Origin of the sequence: Nostoc sp. CALU 1950 (assembly GCF_051172895.1) — a bacterium.
GTDB classification, from domain to species: Bacteria; Cyanobacteriota; Cyanobacteriia; order Cyanobacteriales; family Nostocaceae; genus Nostoc; species Nostoc edaphicum_A.
Genome location: NZ_JBDNJQ010000017.1, coordinates 1 through 18307, shown reverse-complemented (window position 1 = coordinate 18307; position 18307 = coordinate 1). Strand labels below are relative to the sequence as shown.

The window sequence follows — 18307 nt, the reverse complement described above, 5'->3', positions numbered from 1 at the left end:
TTTTCACTTACCTACTTGAATTAAACAATAGCCTTGGGTTTTACTCTGCTGTGTTTGACAGGCTTCAATTGCTGCTTGATTCTTTAAGATTATTTGATACATTTGCTTACCCTCTTGAGATTTTGCCCATTGGAGAATCTTTATCTCGTTACGTGAGACTACTACTGACTGATTCGTTCCTATATTTTGCACCAGATTCCATGTGGTCAGCGAACCCAGCAAGGTACTGCCAGCCGCTACTAATCCACACACAAGAGATACTGTCCCCAATCCCCAGCCTGCCTGCACTTTCATACCTGAGTCGGTGGGCTTAATTTTTTTCATCTCATCACGCACAGCACTGGAGACAACCGTATAGTGCATTGACTCGGCTTGTTTGCTTGTCTTCTCAAGTTTTTGGTCTATCAGTGCTGCCCATGCTTCTATCATTGCCTCCATTCTTGCCTGGAGGTCTATGATCGTTTCTTCATATCTGCCCAGCGTCGCCATCATCCTAAAAACTGGATCATCTGGTGTAATTCCTAGTTGATATGCCCCTTCAACTATGCGCCTTTGTTCTGATTGAGAATAACCTTGTAATGTGTCTTGTAGTGTCATCAATCAAGCCCTAAATATTTAATAGCCAAATTGTTATTTATCACTGAATTGCGGAAATTTTTAATCCACTGAAAAATGAAACTTCTCCAGAACAATATTATTGAGAAATCCTGGCAAACTTCTGAATATGGCTTGACAGCTTTCTCCATCGCTTGATAGTGATTTCGATGTAAAGCCATCAAATTTATTTCTGCTCCTCCTATTGTTAACAGAGTTTTCCGCATTTTTTCGTCATATTCCCTAAACTCTGGCGCAAAATGATAATTCTTCACTATCACATAGTTGGCATTGTTAGTAGCAGTTTGGATGATTTGAGTTAAGTAGTCTATGCAGTCCGTTCTATGTGATATCGGTTGCAGAAACGTTAGCTTCCATCCATATTCAGCTAAAGCTTCTAATAGTTCAGACTCAACAATATACTGACAAATTTTGTCTATGTGTTGCCCCGGCATATCCACTAAAATGATATCTATATCATCAGCTACCAGATCAATAAACATTCTGTCCGTTTGTTTATTGAAAAAATCTATCTTTTCAATACACACTAAATCTTTGTAAGCCAAAAGTCTGTCACGATTATCATGATCATAAACTTTCAATCTTTTACCTTGAAGTTGATAAATTTCCAGCAATAGTTTCATAACTGTAGACTTGCCTACACGAGAGTCACCTACAGTCATTACCATTCTTTTAGAAGATTTCAACATTTATACTCTCCAGCCCTAAGAGATGCTTAACTGGACAAATTTGCTGTTTAAAATTTTTTAGCCAACTCTTCACCCGCATTTTCACTCCTGGTAGTTCTTTTTGCTTTATTCCTTCAGAAAAACTTAGTGACTTTTCATCTAAATAATCATAGGCATATTCAAGCAAATCCGGCATTGTAATATCAAATAAAGGGATTTCTGCTTTTAATAGGTCTTGCTTTATCTCTTGAACTATTGATGAGTTGCTATATCTAGAAAATTCTGACTCCTCGCCATAAAATAAATTTCTAACGACTATGTAATCTACTTTATTTCCGCAAAAGCTGTATAAATCTATTAATTGCTTTACCGAATCTGATACTCGACTAATTACCACGACCATTGTTACTCTAATGTCATAATCATTGGCGGCTGTTTCCAAGAACTCTTGTTCTATGAACTTTTTAAATATTTGTCTTGATTGCGGTGGCAATTCTAATAAAAACAGTGATTCTGGTGGTGGTAGCTGATTATATGTATCTAGCTCTGGCTCCATCATTATCTTTACCTGATCAAAAAATCTATCTATACTTCCATCTTTAAAAATATTTAACTGCTGTATTTGACAATGCTCACCGTTCTCACCATAATATCTCAACAGATCTGGATTAGAATTATCTGCATCTACTGCCACAATTCTTCTTTTCTCATCTATACAAGTTTGTAAAAATCCTCTCGTCCACATCGATTTACCAACTCCACCTTTCCCCCCGTCTACTATTACTAATCTTCTTGGGGGAGTTTTAGTTACCTCTTCTGTTTTTCTATTAATTTCTCCTGCCTCTTTATCTGCATCTGAGGCCATATCCGGGTCTAACTTTAGTTTCTCTAACTCTAACTGCTGCTCTGGTGTTAAATCATTTAGCTTTATTTCTTCTGCTTCAATTGCCGAGATATCAGCTTTGCCATTAATATTTCCATTTTGACTGTTATTGATAGTTTGTGTCATTCTTCTTCTTCTCCTCATAATTCAGATTTGTTCTCAATTCTCTAAAAAAAAATCTTTTTGAAATATCGGTAAGACATTACTCCTTATCCATTGCGTGAAATTATTAATCATTTGTTCTTCCACTATGCCTTTTAAATTATATATATCTCCCGAATTTAAAGTTTTTACTATTGTTACTTGCTCACCAATAACCACATGACGTTCTCGACTTTGGATATGCAGAGGCACTACTTTTTCATTATTTAATTCTGGTGCAATAATCTGAAATACATCTTCAGCAAATATCTCTAGCCCTAATGGGGTTGATATTACTCGAACCGCGCTACCCAAAGTATGGTCAAATTCCCAAAATGTCCATATTTTTTTCATTGCTGATTTAGATGTTACTTACGCCAATTATGCTCACGCACAAATTATTTCTCAACTTTGCTCTTTTATCTATGACATATTCCGACTAAAAAGATGAAGAAACTTTAGTACTGTTTTTTTCCGTACTCAAGTGACTTGTTCTTTCTTCATAATTGTTGTACTATTTTTTATTTGCTTTTTTACAAAACGTAGTAACACAAAATCATCCTGCGCTATAGGAAGATCCAGAGGTCGCTATCACCTCACCTACCATTAATTAGGGCTGTGAACTGTATCAAACAGTAGTGCGACGATATATCTGGACGCTCTGTGCGCCATTGCCTCTATGTGATTTCAGTTGCCGATGGCTGTGGAAGGGTAGAACTATGACTAAAAACTGTTAAAACTTGATTGCATATATGCAACAAATATGTATAATATTTGCAGCTTGTAGTCAAGCATTCTTAGAATTAGATATTGCTTAAAGAAGGAGTCATAAGTCAGGAGTCAGAATCAATTAGTGGAGGATTCTGATCCGCCACTACGAAAGTTGACCACCAAAGTTTTTTGTTTTGTGGGGGACTTAAACCCGTTTATTCAGACGCTAAATCGATTCAAAATTTAATTCTGTTAGCGGAAGCGGGGCGTTTAGCCCATTCTGGCGACTGACTCCTGAATTCTTTCTTGTTAAACAAGAAAATCGCTAATTAATTTCGCGTATTGATTGTTGGAGTTTTTTTATGAATAAAATAGGTTTACTTATAGCCCTTGTTTTGATAGGTGCGGGTACTGGGGCTTGCCAGTCTGAAAAAGACTTGGTAGCTCAGGCAGAGAATGATTCTGGGGCTAAGTTAACTGATGTGCAAAGCCAAAAAGATAAGGAAGTACTGGAGCAAATCAGGCAATATGTAGAAGAGACACCTAACTTATATAGAATAACTTGGAAGGTATGCGGAGACTGGAACGCTCCGTACAACAACGGAACAAGGTGCAACGAAACCAAAATCCCTCGAACTAAGGGATATTTCCAGCCTGTTTATGTGTGGGGAGCGGATAGAGTTCAGTTTGTTAACAAACAGGATTTTGTAAGTAATTTTTGGACTACAGGACTATTTGTGAAATCAAGAGGATGCTTAAATTTAGGGAAGCCGCGAGAAGAAGGCTTGTACAATGTGAAAAATTTCATGCTCAAGAAGACAGGCACTACTCCTACGCCAGAGAATGTGAAAGTTGAAGTTTTGTCAAAACAAGAGAAGCAAAAGGTAGTGGAACTTGCCTTCAAGGACGCAGAAGTAGAAAATTATGCGCTGACAAATTTCGGTGTGTCAGCAACCACAGGATTAATACCCACTGGAAAAACTTGCTTAACAGTAGACGAATGGAAGAAGACGCAATCGTAAAAATTAGGCACTAGTTGTTAGAGAGGGAGCAATTCAACCTCTGCAATTACTTCCCATTCCAGCATCACCAGCCACAGATATCTAAATAGTCCAGCGCACCGATCGCTTCCAATTGCAGCACCAACAGCCAAATCGCTTTGGGGACAGAGGGAACAGTGAAACCCAAAATTTTTGATGTGAGCAGCGCAGTCAACAGCGATCGCCAGTGCTTTCGGCGTATCAGTGGCGGTACTTGGCGCGGGGCGGAGCATTGTCATCCACACTCTTACGGTTATGCCATCGCTTTATATCTGATTACTCAAATACTTTACAATAGGTCTGAAACTGTCAATTCTTTTCCAATTCACTCGATGTCGTTTCATAACTATACGAGTGTCGCAAGGTATAGTTAATTTCAAACTTGATGAATAGCCCCGTTCCTTTATCACCTCCCCAAAAAGCAATCGAGTCACTATTCGCATTGCGAGATTACTACGCACCTCTGGTAGAAGAGTATGAGAAATTATATACCCTAGCCAAAGCAAATCTCACTCATGTAGAAGCTCTATTATCTAACTGGCCTTTGGCTGAGGAGGTGGCTAATGAAGAATTCACATCTGAAAAAGGAAAAAACTTCTTCTTATTCTTAAGTGAGGAATCTGTTAATGACGATGTTGAACCTATTACGCATCTCTTATTAGACAATTCACAGGATTATTCCTCAACAGTCGCAATCCAGCCGTCAGACTCCACTCAACAAAACATATTCACACTTATACAAGCTTGGTCAGGTGAAGAATCTGATGCAGCTACAGATACTCCAGTACTCCTAGAGCCACCGATAGAAACATCAACTCAACAGCAAGCGCTCTATGGAACCGAGACGGCCATGCTGCCTATTTTTCAATCCCTGTCTCGCCCGGAAGCTATTGAACACGTTTTGGCAGAACACATTGGCACAATTGTTCACATCGATTTTATTGTCAAAATGCTCTATGGGGAATTAGAGCCAGAAGTCTTTAAAGTGCTTAAACACAGAGTTAAATCATCCCTCACTAAAGGCAGGGAAACTAACAAATGGTTCAGTGTCCCAGGATCACCCGGATATTATACTCTCTCTTTAACTTTGCTACCAAAACCGGAGACGAAGAATTCGTCCACCAGAGTCAAAGGCAAAAATAAGAAACAAGTTTTGCCGCCCCAGGCCAAAGACATACCAATGCTAAAAGAATTTCAGGGTCAGTTTTTAATTGATGCACTAACAACTTTTTTAGAAAATAATTCCGGTAAAGTTTTTGGGGTTTCAGAAATTATCAACGGAATCTATGGCGAACTCACTGCGACTGAGATTGGAGAAGTGAGAAACAAGGTATTGAATGAGTTATCACGGGGTCATCGCACAGGGCGATTCACTAGGGTTCCTGAGCAGATTGGTTTTTATACCTGGGACTTGGATTTGATTAATAAGTAGAAACGATTAGGCGATCACCTGGGCGTGGGCGCTTGATCCATCGCATCCAACCAGACTATTGCTTAATTTACACTTTTAACATTTATGGCTATTCCAGCAACACAGTTAAAGATCGGGCAATCGGTGAAGTATCTAATCGGTACTCGAAGCGGCATGAGTGCAGCAATAACCGATATCAGCAAATCATCTCTTAGTCTCAAAAATACTTATATTGTTACTTTGACCTTTGATGATGATTCACTACCAAATCACTTAAAAACACAGCAACTCACTGTTTACGACGAATTGCTTGAAGGTTGTGAACTAATCACATTTTAAAAAATTCAAATTGGCAACAGCAGAGCGCACATCCCCTGCGACAAGTTGAAATTATTGAAGAAGAATTCAGAAGTCAGAAGTCAGAATTCAGGAATCACAATGAATCAGTGGGGGATTCAGACCCACCACTGTCTTCTTGACCACTAAATAAAAGATTTAGTGGGGGTGCAAAAACGCCCTGGATTCATCCACTATGAAGTTCAAAATACCTTTCCTGTATTCTGGCGACTGACGCATGTATTCTGTTTCGATAAAATACTAACTTGCTGGCTGATAGAATCCCGTATTTTCGTTAAATTCCCATCCTAATCCCGCTCTATCCTTGTTCTTACACCATGCTACAAAAAGCGGTGGGGGAAGATTAATTCGCTCCTTGCGTACAGTTTCCTCGCTTACACCAAGCCTCTTGGCCAAACCTTCTTCAGTTAACGGTTGCATTCGCGGACTTTGCCCAGAATAGGATGAATTGTTGTAGTACGATTTTTGCCCCCGCTTTTGTTGGTTGTTGAGATAGTCTTGAATTTTAATGATCGCCTCAGCCAACTGTGTCATTCGGGCTGTCATCTTTTCAATTTTTTGTTCTAAATTGGCGAGATTATCAATTACTGTGGCTTGGTTGCTATTAGATTCATTAGATTCATTTGAAAACTCTGACTCCAGCTTCTCAAGTCTTTCGCAAATAGCTATTATTGTTTCGTTGGTCGGACTGGCGTTACTATTGTTACTCGTAACTAAGTACTTCTCAACACTTGCCTTAATCTGAGAGTCTAGGCGTTCGTCTAAATCGTTACCACCTATTGCACCAGCGTTATCTTGGGAATCGCCTAAGTAGAGATCGATAAATTCGAGCAGCGTGGCTGTTGCTGTTGTGCCTTTCGAGTTGCAACAGGCGATAAACTGCTCCCACTTCCTTTGGTCACAGTTGAAAGATGCTAATTTTTTTTTCCGCCCTGTATTGCTCATGTAAAGCGTATCATCTAGGTAAACTTGGACTCTCCACGCTTATTAAATCGTGTAATTCATCATGATGAATTACCTTGATGCTATCATCGCCAAGTGTGTCAGCGCATTCTTCAAGCGATGGCTTTTGTAAAGAGATGCTACTGCCAACGGCTACCATTGGCGATCAACAATTATCTCAGGTTTAAACACTTGCAGGATTCCTTTATCTAATTTTTGCTCATCGAAACAGTGCTGAGTACCTAGTTAGATTGCTGAGTAAGAAAGCAATAATTGCATCCAGTACAGTCAGTCTGTACCCCTACTAGTCTGCTAACCCAAAAATGCTAAGTGAGGACTGGGGAAAGGGGTAAGGGAAAGGGGTAAGGGATTTGAAACCTTTCCCCCTTACCCTTTACCCCGCCAAGTCACGAAAGCGAACTACTACGGGGATCTTGCTACGCATAGCGTCTCTAAAAGTTGCCCCTGCTTTTAAGCCCTGGTGGTGTCCGAAAAGTTTGAGTTTTTGGCACGCAAGTTTTACCCGTTTCTTGAAGAATTTTTTATAGAGGAATCAAGCCACTCTCAAAAAATAAACTAAAAATGACTCTATAGTTTTATGGCGTGATAGCGATTAAATAGTGGGCTATTTGGATAAGGCTTCATTTGGCACTGAAGCAGGGGGAAATTTTGTACAAGTTTCTTAAAATAAGCACCTTTGCCCGTTTTCTTTAACCCCAACCTACACCTGTAATATTTGTGTAGTTAACTGTTATGCTCTTTAACCTATTGCATTACTTTTTAACTATAAAGTCATTTTTAGTTTATTTTTTTCATCGATTTTTAGGTTTTTCTTTTAAAGGTGTATTTTTAGGGGGAACCACAAAAAAAGATACCAGCCTTGTTGTTAATTGCCCGTTGTGTGGCGTGGATCTGGATCGTACTTTCGTATCTTTATGAGCGGGTAAGTGCCTTACCACCCAAATCGGGAAAATTGACTTGCCTGAAAATACCCATACTGCATAGCTGCGAAAATTGCACCCCGTAGCAATTCCTGTCCCGTGGACTGGGATAATAAGAACAGGGCGGGGTGTTGATGGGACAGCAACCTTGAAAATTGATAGGCATGGTCAAGCAAAGATTCTGTCTTTGCAGGAAATCCAACTTCTGTTCTCGCAGGGGGTAGACTCGCCACGAGACAAAGCGCTGTTTGCGGTGATGCTTTACACAGCGTGTCGGGTGAATGAAGCAGTGACGTTGCTTAAGCGCGACGTATATGATGCCAAAGGAAAAGTCAGAGCCAAAATCATCTTTCGCAAAGGTAACACGAAAGGGAAACTGGCTACCCGTGCCATCCCAGTAATTCAAGAATTGCGAGTCAGGTTGCAAGCATATAAACCACGTGATGATTCCCCTTGGCTGTTCCCTGGAAATGCTGACCACTCAAGAGCCAATAACCACCTGCACCGGGATTCGGCACTGTGGATATTGCGAGTCGCTTGCAAAAAAGTAGGAGTTGAAGGCGTAAGCTCTCACAGCTTTCGGCGTACAGCACTCACCTCGATGAGTAATGCCGGAATTTCCTTAAGAGTGATTCAGGAAATCTCTGGGCATCGCACCTTGGACGAGCTATACAAGTACCTGGAGGTAAGAGAAGATCAAGTATTGGGAGCGGTATCATCTTTAGCACTACTTGCTCCGGTTGATGAAGACGACTTCGGGAAACCCCTCTTTGTCGAAGTGACCGATAATTCAGTAAAGAAAAGGCATTGACCCCATTTTACCGAAAAATCGATTTAGCAAAGCAGCATCAGCACAATTGCTGAAAGCAAAAGTAGAAATTACTTCAAGGATGCGGTTAGTTATGACGAAAGTTTAGGAGAACTCCATCGGCAACACCTCTTCACTTAGCAAGCTGTAAAATTCCGGGACAAGAGATTCCACAAGTCGCAGTTCACTCGCTGCGATCGCTTCAAGTTCCAGTACCGTCTCCCAGCGCAAATCCTCAACCCATCGCTTGAGAATGCCTTTAATTGCCTCAACTCCACGAGAAATACCAGAGCGAAGTATTTCCACACAATGAAGTAGAGTAATCCGGTCAGTTTGGGGCGGAACATAAACGGTAGTATCCTCCCCTTGCCAATGGGAGTTCCCTATAGCATCAAGGGGGGGGGCGGATACGGCCTGCTGATTGGGGTTTACACTATATGCAGCAGGGGTTTTGGGGGCATAATAGGTTCGATTTTCTTTTTGATTACGCTTTTCCACGCGATGAGCAATTACATGCATTGCAAATTCTAATTCCTCTTTAGATAAAGAGAAAAGTTTCACCTGTTGACCCCGTTTACCTTGCTTACGGAAGGTCAGCTTTAGCCCCAGCTGCTCTACTAAAGTGGCTAGCAACCAAATAGGTTTACAGTCTAGGGGAATAGTAAACCCAAGAATTGCTTTGACGTGAGCAGCACAATGTATAGCGATCTCCGTCATCTTGAGCAAAGTGGGGTCATCGGCGGTAACTTCATCACCCTTCATTAAAGAAGTGAGAATTTGATGCAGCCCCAGGTTAAATCTAGCCAGCCACCGTGCGGAATAATTGCCCCAGTCGATGCACAAAGGTAGATTGTCGCGCTCGGTGCGGTCTTTTTGGGTGACAATTGTTGGTGGGGTAGGATAACTTTGCCCGGTTTTGGGGTCAGTAAACGATTCTTCGGGTGGGGCTAAAATGGCCTCAAGTCCAGCAATTGCTCTAATTAAGCGACCACCTTTATCCATTTCTACGAGCGATTCGGTTACTTCGATGCCGTAAGAATCAGAAATGCGAAACTTTTCACATTCAAAAATTTCATTAGGGTCAAGGTAATCTTTGCTCTGACGGGCACGGTACTCGCTCAAAGTAATATTATTAGCCTTGGCAACAGCCGAATTGTGGGCACGATCCAAAGCTTGTGCTGCTGCTTTTAGACTTTCAAGAGATTGCTCATCATCTTCACTGCCCACATATATAAATGTATTGCCCATTTCGGTGAGAAGCGATCGCAAGTCATCACGCAGATTATTCAGAGAATAGTGGCGGTTAGCCATAATTTGGCAGTAAGCCTCAAGCGCCCAATCTTTCTCTGCGCCCCGCTTGCCTGTTTGACGGTCAATCCGCAACAGAAAAGCGGTCATTTCATTGGTTTGGAGCAAGCGCTCTTTAATCTTGGTAGCATTGGTATCCTTGTAACCAAAGGGAGGACGCGGGGCCACCCAAATATGAAACGGGACTTTCGGGCGATAGCGGTACAGTTGTTGGGCGCACTCAGTAGCGGTTTGGGAAACGCCGTGAAAGACACCGAACACTAAATCAAAATGATACTCGGAAATATCGACACCAGTCCCCAGGCTAGGGGAAGTGAACAAGGCATCAAAGTTTTTGACGGCGTTGGTGATATCTTTGATGAAAGCGACATTCTCATCACTGCCAGAATTATCGGAATGAACCGACCAAATGCGCCATTTTTGTGGTGTATGTGATTTTTCGGAGTTAGATTCTTCGTATTTGATAGTAAAGGATTTGTCGAGTTTTTTGATAAAACGCTTACTGTCACTGGCAACCATGACTTTCTCACCAAGCATCAGCGCTGCCGAGATTTGGGCGACTAGAGCGCTAGAATTATCCCCCTCGTACCAATAAATTGTGCGTGAACCGTTTCGCCACTCGTTTTTAATGATGTAAGGTACTTCACCTTTTGGTCGCATTGCAAGAAAGAAGTTTACCGTTAAATCATCCATGTGTGCATCGGCAATCACCACTAACGGCGCGTTGTATACTATATATTCCAGTACTTCTAGGATTGCTGCACGGTGTTGTTTGCAAGTATTACTGTGTAGTAGGTGAGTGAGGTATTGGCAGGCTTCATCTATAAATATGCAGCCGTAGGTGAGAGACTGAGTATTCAGCTTATGCAGGCTGTCAATAGTAATACTAAGGGCTTGAGCCTGGGCTAAACCTGTGTAACCCAAGTCTGAATACATCGCCGTCCGCAAGCGTTCGGCAAGATTTTTCAGCAAATTTACGCGATGCCCATTGTTGAGAAATCTGGCATCGGGGTTTTGGTCACGCCACCAGCGCATAAGTTCAGTTTTACCAGTGCCCATGTCGCTCCAGAGTACGACTAGTCCTTTTTCTGGAAAACGGAAAGACTTTTTGGGATTTTGGGTACTGGGTTTGTGGTCAGGGCAGTCAGAAATTATTAACTCTTGTTTTCCTTCTACCTCTCCACAGCTTGTAGAGCTAACACTTGGGGTAAACAATTTTTCTTCTGCAATATCATAAAGTGGCGGGACAGATGAACATTTTTCCTCCAGATCCGGAATGCAGAGTGCTTGGGTCAAATATTTAATATTGACTGTGACATCTGGTTTATATTTACTTAGTCCCCATTTTTTAGCCCGATACGAGCGCTTGTAATCAGCAAGTGATTTAGCATCATCGATGATTGCGGTCAGTAGAGCGTTAGCATCTTCACCGCGACCAACCACGAAATCATCAACGCCTTTTTCTGGGCCTGGTAACAGCGCAACTTCACATTCACAACCAGCAGCTAAGATTGCTTTTGCAGTGCGAACAGTGGCTTGAAACACCGACCACCTGGTTTTAGAAGAAGTTTCGTAGTCAAAAAGAATTATGAACTTGCGCCCCGCCTGAGTCATTGGTACTAAGTCAGGATGCAACCGTTCATCAAAATCTTGTTTGCCTACACGCCCATTCCAAATTCCCGGAAGTGCGATCGCTACAAACCCCAACGAAAGCAAGCAAGCGGCTTTCTTCTCACCCTCGCATAATATTATCGGAATCTCTGGATGCTGTTTCACCCACTCCCAAAATATTAGTGGATTGAGTTGATCCAGCAAGCGCAATGCTAAAAGCGAATGATAGCGCTTAATTAAATAACGCTTTGTAACTCTGTCCCAGATAGGGTTAGCGACATCAAAGTAGGTAACGCGGTTGGGGGTTTTGGGGGGTGATTCGTACTTAACTGGCTTGCCTTTTTCCCAATCAATGCGAGGGAAGTTCGGCTTAATCCGCCCCCAGTCCATTGGTTGCCAGTTTTTAAAGGGGTCAAGTGACTGAATCCACGTCCCACCTAGTAATAGGTGCTGATACATTTTTATGTATCCATCTGTTACCCGACCCGCATTCTTACGTGGGATTTTATCAGATATGAACAGGAAATCATAAACTGATTCTCCCTCTACATGGAAAAAGTTGCGCTCAATCAACGCCGGATGAATGGCGCTACCCACTGTTAACTCATGATACTCAGCCGCAGTGAGGTTGTTTGGATGTTCAGTTGTCACTGCGTTCATTAGTTCTCCCCTTGCGGTTCCTTAGAGAGAACTGCGTTTACGAGCAAGAATTGCCAGTAAAATCCTGTGTTGCAATCACCTGCGACAGTTACTCCAGTAATGTTTCTGTCGCTATCATCTAAACACAACCAATTTGAAAGCTGTGAAACTTTAGCTTTTGCAAGGATATTCTTAAAACTACCTGACACCACAGCATAAAGCTGAAGTGCGAACACTGCAATGCATGATCCCACACGCTCAACTACTGAGCTATTGGGAGTTTTGTTATTTAACACGGTTATTCCCCTGATTACTTGGTTTTCAAGCTTCAGAGGGGGTTATTCACGCTGCTAATATTCTTTGCTCCAAAATTCAGGTTTTATCTTCATTAAACTTACATTTAACTAATTTAAGGAATTTCGACAGCCAAAACATACTGCAAGAAATAGACTTTCTAAGCAGTAGATCCTATAATAGATATCGCAGCGTGGTAAAAACTCTCGGACAAATTTAGTAGTCGTCTCTGTCGCCAAACTTCAACGTCTACTTATTTTGTTCCTTCGAGATCAACCCCGCTCTGAGGTTATATGCAATTTAAACCACGGACAAAGCGCTACTCCTTAGTGGCGCTTTGTACGTTAAATGTGGGTATTGTCATAAATTCTTCACCTCCATACCTACCTTCAATTAGCTTGATATTGCAGAAGTTCTACCCGTCTTGGATCTACTGTTATCCTAATTTTTAATTCAAGCCTCCTCATCTCTGTATGTAATTACTAGGTTTAATAGTAGCTTTGGCTCAAACTACTTTAACTATTATCTATGCCAAGCTTCAGAGTAAGCATCATAAGTGCCGACTCTTTTGATACAAGCTCATCTTCGTTTATTAACGAAGTCAGCTAGCAATTATAGATACTCACTGAGGGTGGTTCCTGGCTGCTAGCCTTGCTTATTTTTCACGAATATGAGCTAGATGTAACTGTAACTTGAGATAGCGTAATACTACTTCTGGGATGTAGCCATTAAATCATACACCTTAGAAAGGAAACTAGGAAGGAATAATTTTATGAATTTTTGTGAAGGAGTATAGGTTATTTTAAAAAAGTATAGGTTAGATTTAACGTGAATAGATTACAGTATAGATCAATACTTATGCCAATTTACGAGGGTGAGTTGATGATGTTTCACTATATAACTCCCCGTTCTCTGAGGTTTAGCAAAAACAATAAGCTCTAAAAATTCCTTTAAATTTTCCCACAAGGTTTTTTTATATGTTGCTTGTAATATCAAGGTTTTGACAGTCCAACTACCTTTTAAGCTAAACTTTGCCAATTTTTGTAGGCTCTTATTTTTGGTAAAGGTATTGATAAATTAAAGTAAATTTACTGCTCGATATGGATTCATATAAAAATTTAGACATAGAGAAAATAATTGAAGGTCTAGATGGACAAGTGTTTGAATCTACTGGTAAGCATTTGTCAAAAGCTGAAATCGCTATTATAAAAGGGGCTTGGAATGGTCAAGATTATCAAGAGATAGCAGCTAATTCAGGATATAATATGCATTATTTGCGGACAGCAGTAGGGCCAAACTTATGGACAATGCTTTCTGAAGCTATTGGTGGTGGAGTACAAATAAAAAAAGCAACTGTGAAAAATGTTTTGCTTGAAATAGTAAAAAAAGATTACCTTAATCAAAACGATAGTTTAATAGGTAAGACTAAAATTTATGGAGAGTTGCCTAAAATAAATCTGTTTTATGGGCGAGAAAAAGAAATTAATTATTTAAAAAACCAAATTAAGCTTTTTAATCATCATTGTGTATATTTGTTTGGATCTGCGGGTACTGGAAAAACTTTTGTTGCTACCAAAATAGTTGAAGAATTACTTTTAGAGCAACCAAATTCATACGATTGCGTCATCTGGAAAAGTATCAATTATGGTTCTTCACTTGAGGATGTTTTAGAGGAAATAATTAAAATACTAAATTTAAAAATAGAAAATAAATCTAGGGAATCAAAACTTAATTTGATATTAGACCAACTAAAAAAATATCGATGTTTACTAATACTAGATGGGCTGGAAGGTTTAGCACAAATAGAGGTATTTGAAAAGAAAATAGAGTGTGGAAATTTATTTCGTCGTCTTATAGAAGAGCAGCATCAAAGCTGCATAATAGTGACGAGTCAGTTACCTTTAGATCAAATTGCTTACACGGCTACAACTCTCCTACCAGCATACGTGCAGATACAAGGTTTAGAACAAAATGCAGCAATGCAAATATTACGTAGAAAAGATTTGAAAGGAGAGAAAGAATGTAAAAAATTGATTAAAATTTACCGTGCAAATCCATCACTTTTAGAATTAGTTGCCAGCCGGATTAATAAATTTTTTGGAGGGGATATAACCAAATTCTTGGATTATAAGACTACTTTGATTAGCGAGAATATTTTGAAGATGTTAAATCAACAATTTGGAGGAAATGGACTTTTAAATGATATTCAAAAACAAATTATGCTTTGTTTAGCAGAACATACATCAGAAGAATTACCTCCATTGAAGTTTTCAGATATGATTGATATTATCAGGAAAAAAAATAATTGTGAAATTTCAATTTCTAATATGATGGATGCTATAGAGGTTTTAGAACAGCGTTGTTTAATTGAAATAAATCAGAAATCTCCTAAAGATGAAGTTTCTTATAGTTTGGAACCAGCTATTAGAAAGTATATCTTAGTCGATCCATTAAGCTTAATCTATAAAAATTTTAATAGTTCAAATAACAAACTTAATGGCTTAAAAGCAAGTAATCATATTCAGGAGTAAAAGTGGTTTACTGTATAAATCACCTTTGTAATCAGCGCCATAACCCTGATGATATTGAAAACTGTTTAGCCTGCGGAACTCCTTTGCTAATAAATGAACGTATTCGTTTGCTGCGACCATTACGACCTTTAGAAAAAGATATAGATAGCTATACAGATGTTTTCGAGGTTGAAGATATTGAGCCAAAATGGGGAACAAAACCTCGAACAAGAGTGATGAAAGTATTAAGGTGGAATGAACCTAAATACGTTGAGCTAGTGCGACGAGAAGTACTAGCATTAATCAACTTATCTCATCCGGGAATTCCTCAAGCTGCTAGTAGTGATTACTTTACTTTTACACTACCAAAGGAACCACGTCTAGAATTGCATTGCTTAGTAATGGAGAAGATGGAAGGAGAGAATTTACAACAGTGGTTAGAAACGAATGGCAAAATTTCTCAAAATGTAGCACTAGAATGGATGTTGCAATTGCTGGACATTCTTGATCATGTACACAAGATAGGATATTTCCATAGAGATATTAAACCAACAAACATTATTTATCAACCAACGGGTAATCTGGCACTTGTTGACTTTGGTACTGTAAGGAAAATTACTAGAACTTACTTAGCGAAAGTGGGGTCTAGCGGAAAAGATAGCATAACAGGAGGAGGAGGAAGTGGATATGAGGTAACAGCAGTTTGTTCGATTGGATTCTCTGCACCTGAACAAATGGATGGTCGAGCGTTACCGCAATCTGACTTCTATGCGTTGGGACGAACTATCGTCAATTTGGTTACTGGCGTAGCAATGTTGCAGTTACCAACAGAAGATAGGACAGGAAAGCTAATCTGGAGAGATAAAGCACCGCAGATTGATAAGCCTGTAGCAGATTTAATCGATGAAATGATACATCCTTTTCCAGGGTTTCGACCACAAACTACAGAAATAATAACTGAACGAATACAAAAGCTTCCTTGGGAAAGTAAAGTTCATCATTTTCTCAAGTCTAAAGTTTTTAAGATTGGAAGATTTGTAGCAAGTGCATTAATAATTTTTGTAATAGGCAAGTTATCTGCACCTAGTGTAGCTAATTATTTAGTTGCTCAAGGAGAGGAATCAGTAGCAAGGAATGATTATCAAAGCGCAGAAAATTTTTTTGGTTGGGCAATCCAAACTAATCCTTCAACTAAACTGGCTATATCTAAGTATTATTTGAATAAAGCTTCTCAGCTCATGCTAATAGGTAATTTTAGCGCGGCTAAAAAGGATTATGAGCTTTCTATAAAATATAACAATCAAAATATAGATGCCTACAACCTCTTAGGAATAAACTGTCAGCAATTATCAGATAATAAATGTGTAGAATATGTTTATCAAAAATTGCTTCAATTAAACCCAAACGACTGGACAGTGCATTATAATTTAGGACGTTTTTATGATGGGCAAGGAGATTATAAATTAGCAGAAAAAGAATATAGTATAGCTATTAACAGTAGTAGTTCAGCGATGATAGCTCTTAACAACTTGTCCAGACTTAAGATTAAAATGGGTAACTACAATCTAGCAATTTCTTTAGCTCGGTCAGGATTAAAAAAAAATAACGACCCATTAATACAATCCGCATTATATAAAAATTTGGGCTGGGCAAGCTTAGAACAAAATAAAATAAGTGATGCTGAAAAATATTTACAAAAAGCACTGAGTTTAGATAATCAAAGAATAGATGCTTATTGCCTATTAGCTAAAGCGCAAGAAACATTAGGTAAAATCGATGATGCCAGAATTTCTATAGAGTTCTGTTTACTTGCTAATTCTACAGATTCAGACGTTACTATTTGGAGACAAGAATTACTAGATCGTATACTGGAAAAATGATAAGCTAATAAAAGGAAATAATACTAAAAATAGAGAAATTTTTGTGGGATTAAGTACAAAATATTGGGCATTTTTCTGCTTGACTTTTTTGATACTAAAAGATGTGCCATTGGTCGCAAGTGTACCACTAATAAGAGTTAAAAGAAGCCAAGTTCGCTGTGAGGCAATTGGCAGGATAATGGGCAGAGGCGAGAAACGCTTTGGCACTAAAAGCTTGATTTGTGAAAAAGAAAGCATAGAAGTTTTAAACGGTGGTACTATTGACTTTCTCTGTTACAGTTCTGGGAAAATTTTAAAATTATCTAGTGGTATTGTTTCAGACAAATGCCCCAAGATTGAAACTATTAATGCTAATTGCAACCCTAACAATGTCGTAGGATGCTTCCGTCCCAAAGGAGGCACAGAAGAAAGCGATGAGCCGACAATTATTTCTCCTTACAGTACTTCAACATTGAATCCTCGCCCGGAAATAACTTGGACTCCTGTTAAGGGTGCTACTTCTTACAAAGTCAAAGTAGAAAGTTACGAGTTAAGATGGGAAAAAATTGTAAGTCAAACTCTGCTTGCCTACCCAAGTGATGAAAAGGAGTTTCAACCGGAGGGCATATATACAATATATGTCTTTGCTTACAAAGATGGTAATGCTTTTAGCTATGACTCAACGCCTGTTAACCTATTGTCTATAGCTTCACAAGAAGAAATTGCACAAAATATTAAACGCATTAAAGAATTAGGACTACCACCAGAGGAGACTGTTCTTGATATAGACGCAATCTATGCGTCAGAAAATCTTTTAAATGAAACAATTGAGATGCTGAAGTCACACACGGAAACCGCAACTCCTAGCCGAAATCCAACTCTTTACAGAGTACTGGGCGATCGCTATCTGAGGGCTTGGTTGACAAACGAAGCTAAACGCCAATACACCAAGGCTTTTGAGATAGCGAAAAGTAGTAATAATTCAAAAGAGTTACAAAAAGCGCAAGAAGGTTTGAAGAGGGTGAAATTCTACAACCAACTTCCCACTAGGAGGAACGGGGCCCAGTAGTAAGATTTTTGATATTGGGGATTTGACAGTAAACTCAATTGTGCCTGACGTAGTGCCTCTGCTTTAGGTAAGCCATTATTCAACCCTTTATAAAATTCTTGCATAAGCAAAGCGGTAGAATTGGCATCCACGCGCCACAAAGTAGCGACAGTACTACGCGCACCTGCCTGGGCAGCTATCCCTGCAATTCCCATCACTGACTGCTTGTTGCCTTTTGCAGTTTCGCAGGCGCTGAGGACAAGTAACTCAATTGCATCTTGACTATTTTCAGTTTTGTCTCTGATTAAGCTGTCAAAGTCTCTAATATTAATTAGTTTGTCATAGGCTACCAGTACTGTTTTGAGTGGATCAGAACTGAATTGACCGTGGGTAGTAATATGTACAATAGGAAAATTATTTTGAGTCAGTTCTTCTTTGAACCTTTTAAAGGTAAATTTATCGTCTAATACCAATTTAATATGAAGCTGCATAGAAAAGAGCTTCTAAAATAAAGTTATAAG

At 39.5% G+C, this 18307-nt stretch carries 16 protein-coding genes; 7 read left to right on the top strand and 9 right to left on the bottom strand.

Going from position 1 to position 18307, the window contains the following annotated elements:
* Positions 1 to 3: 3 nt before the first annotated feature.
* From ABF638_RS07520 to ABF638_RS07505, 4 genes are read right to left on the bottom strand one after another with little or no spacing between them, the layout of a single operon-like run.
* The gene (locus ABF638_RS07520; protein WP_435021593.1) at positions 4 to 597 is read right to left on the bottom strand and encodes a DUF6753 family protein; all 594 of its coding nucleotides are present in this window, start codon (positions 595 to 597) and stop codon (positions 4 to 6) included.
* Positions 597 to 1304 carry an ATP-binding protein gene (locus tag ABF638_RS07515; RefSeq protein ID WP_435021591.1) on the bottom strand — a complete coding sequence of 236 codons (708 nt, stop codon included), beginning with the start codon at positions 1302 to 1304 and terminating at the stop codon, positions 597 to 599. The genes ABF638_RS07520 and ABF638_RS07515 overlap by 1 nt, the downstream gene beginning before the upstream one ends.
* Complete coding sequence (locus tag ABF638_RS07510) at positions 1288 to 2292, bottom strand: hypothetical protein (protein ID WP_435021589.1); 1005 nt, start codon at positions 2290 to 2292, stop codon at positions 1288 to 1290. The genes ABF638_RS07515 and ABF638_RS07510 overlap by 17 nt, the downstream gene beginning before the upstream one ends.
* Before the next feature lie 33 nt (positions 2293 to 2325).
* Positions 2326 to 2661 carry a hypothetical protein gene (locus tag ABF638_RS07505; protein ID WP_420758212.1) on the bottom strand — a complete coding sequence of 112 codons (336 nt, stop codon included), beginning with the start codon at positions 2659 to 2661 and terminating at the stop codon, positions 2326 to 2328.
* 719 nt (positions 2662 to 3380) lie between these two features.
* Between ABF638_RS07505 and ABF638_RS07500 the strand changes: the two genes are divergently transcribed.
* On the top strand, positions 3381 to 4040 hold the full coding sequence (locus ABF638_RS07500) for a hypothetical protein (protein ID WP_435021586.1): 660 nt from the start codon (positions 3381 to 3383) through the stop codon (positions 4038 to 4040).
* Positions 4041 to 4057: 17 nt separating this feature from the next.
* Here the strand turns inward: ABF638_RS07500 and ABF638_RS07495 are convergent, their stop codons facing one another.
* Complete coding sequence (locus ABF638_RS07495; RefSeq protein WP_435021584.1) at positions 4058 to 4297, bottom strand: hypothetical protein; 240 nt, start codon at positions 4295 to 4297, stop codon at positions 4058 to 4060.
* 146 nt (positions 4298 to 4443) lie between these two features.
* Between ABF638_RS07495 and ABF638_RS07490 the strand changes: the two genes are divergently transcribed.
* Positions 4444 to 5490 carry a hypothetical protein gene (locus ABF638_RS07490; RefSeq protein ID WP_435021582.1) on the top strand — a complete coding sequence of 349 codons (1047 nt, stop codon included), beginning with the start codon at positions 4444 to 4446 and terminating at the stop codon, positions 5488 to 5490.
* 84 nt (positions 5491 to 5574) lie between these two features.
* On the top strand, positions 5575 to 5808 hold the full coding sequence (locus tag ABF638_RS07485) for a hypothetical protein (RefSeq protein ID WP_375495878.1): 234 nt from the start codon (positions 5575 to 5577) through the stop codon (positions 5806 to 5808).
* Positions 5809 to 6066: 258 nt separating this feature from the next.
* On the opposite strand, the gene ABF638_RS07480 is transcribed toward ABF638_RS07485, so the two are convergent.
* A complete protein-coding gene (locus ABF638_RS07480) occupies positions 6067 to 6771 on the bottom strand; it encodes a hypothetical protein (RefSeq protein ID WP_435021580.1) in 705 nt (234 codons plus the stop codon).
* Positions 6772 to 7857: 1086 nt separating this feature from the next.
* On the opposite strand from ABF638_RS07480, the gene ABF638_RS07475 reads away from it, so the two are divergent.
* The gene (locus ABF638_RS07475; protein ID WP_435021677.1) at positions 7858 to 8520 is read left to right on the top strand and encodes a tyrosine-type recombinase/integrase; all 663 of its coding nucleotides are present in this window, start codon (positions 7858 to 7860) and stop codon (positions 8518 to 8520) included.
* Between the two features lie 102 nt (positions 8521 to 8622).
* Here ABF638_RS07475 and ABF638_RS07470 read toward each other — a convergent pair whose 3' ends face one another.
* Together ABF638_RS07470 and ABF638_RS07465 are read right to left on the bottom strand one after the other, a co-directional pair.
* Entirely contained in the window at positions 8623 to 12096 is a 3474-nt protein-coding gene (locus ABF638_RS07470; protein ID WP_435021578.1) for a plasmid replication protein, CyRepA1 family, read from the bottom strand.
* On the bottom strand, positions 12096 to 12371 hold the full coding sequence (locus tag ABF638_RS07465; RefSeq protein ID WP_435021576.1) for a hypothetical protein: 276 nt from the start codon (positions 12369 to 12371) through the stop codon (positions 12096 to 12098). Before ABF638_RS07465 ends, ABF638_RS07470 begins: the two co-directional genes overlap by 1 nt.
* 1098 nt (positions 12372 to 13469) lie before the next feature.
* Here ABF638_RS07465 and ABF638_RS07460 point away from each other — a divergent pair.
* The 3 genes from ABF638_RS07460 to ABF638_RS07450 all read left to right on the top strand — a co-directional run bounded on the left by ABF638_RS07460 (position 13470) and on the right by ABF638_RS07450 (position 17807).
* Complete coding sequence (locus ABF638_RS07460) at positions 13470 to 14900, top strand: NACHT domain-containing protein (protein WP_435021574.1); 1431 nt, start codon at positions 13470 to 13472, stop codon at positions 14898 to 14900.
* Positions 14901 to 14983: 83 nt separating this feature from the next.
* Positions 14984 to 16759 carry a protein kinase domain-containing protein gene (locus ABF638_RS07455; protein ID WP_435021572.1) on the top strand — a complete coding sequence of 592 codons (1776 nt, stop codon included), beginning with the start codon at positions 14984 to 14986 and terminating at the stop codon, positions 16757 to 16759.
* Between the two features lie 43 nt (positions 16760 to 16802).
* The gene (locus ABF638_RS07450; RefSeq protein WP_435021570.1) at positions 16803 to 17807 is read left to right on the top strand and encodes a hypothetical protein; all 1005 of its coding nucleotides are present in this window, start codon (positions 16803 to 16805) and stop codon (positions 17805 to 17807) included.
* On the opposite strand, the gene ABF638_RS07445 is transcribed toward ABF638_RS07450, so the two are convergent.
* Complete coding sequence (locus tag ABF638_RS07445) at positions 17768 to 18277, bottom strand: CHAT domain-containing protein (RefSeq protein WP_435021568.1); 510 nt, start codon at positions 18275 to 18277, stop codon at positions 17768 to 17770. The two genes, ABF638_RS07450 and ABF638_RS07445, sit on opposite strands and share 40 nt — an antisense overlap.
* Positions 18278 to 18307 lie beyond the last annotated feature (30 nt).

Bases quoted from the DNA above. Each gene is read 5' to 3' on its own strand.
- ABF638_RS07520 (WP_435021593.1), bottom strand. From the start codon at position 597: ATGACACTACAAGACACATTACAAGGTTATTCTCAATCAGAACAAAGG.
- ABF638_RS07515 (WP_435021591.1), bottom strand. From the start codon at position 1,304: ATGTTGAAATCTTCTAAAAGAATGGTAATGACTGTAGGTGACTCTCGT.
- ABF638_RS07510 (WP_435021589.1), bottom strand. From the start codon at position 2,292: ATGACACAAACTATCAATAACAGTCAAAATGGAAATATTAATGGCAAA.
- ABF638_RS07505 (WP_420758212.1), bottom strand. From the start codon at position 2,661: ATGAAAAAAATATGGACATTTTGGGAATTTGACCATACTTTGGGTAGC.
- ABF638_RS07500 (WP_435021586.1), top strand. From the start codon at position 3,381: ATGAATAAAATAGGTTTACTTATAGCCCTTGTTTTGATAGGTGCGGGT.
- ABF638_RS07495 (WP_435021584.1), bottom strand. From the start codon at position 4,297: ATGACAATGCTCCGCCCCGCGCCAAGTACCGCCACTGATACGCCGAAA.
- ABF638_RS07490 (WP_435021582.1), top strand. From the start codon at position 4,444: ATGAATAGCCCCGTTCCTTTATCACCTCCCCAAAAAGCAATCGAGTCA.
- ABF638_RS07485 (WP_375495878.1), top strand. From the start codon at position 5,575: ATGGCTATTCCAGCAACACAGTTAAAGATCGGGCAATCGGTGAAGTAT.
- ABF638_RS07480 (WP_435021580.1), bottom strand. From the start codon at position 6,771: ATGAGCAATACAGGGCGGAAAAAAAAATTAGCATCTTTCAACTGTGAC.
- ABF638_RS07470 (WP_435021578.1), bottom strand. From the start codon at position 12,096: ATGAACGCAGTGACAACTGAACATCCAAACAACCTCACTGCGGCTGAG.
- ABF638_RS07460 (WP_435021574.1), top strand. From the start codon at position 13,470: ATGGATTCATATAAAAATTTAGACATAGAGAAAATAATTGAAGGTCTA.
- ABF638_RS07445 (WP_435021568.1), bottom strand. From the start codon at position 18,277: ATGCAGCTTCATATTAAATTGGTATTAGACGATAAATTTACCTTTAAA.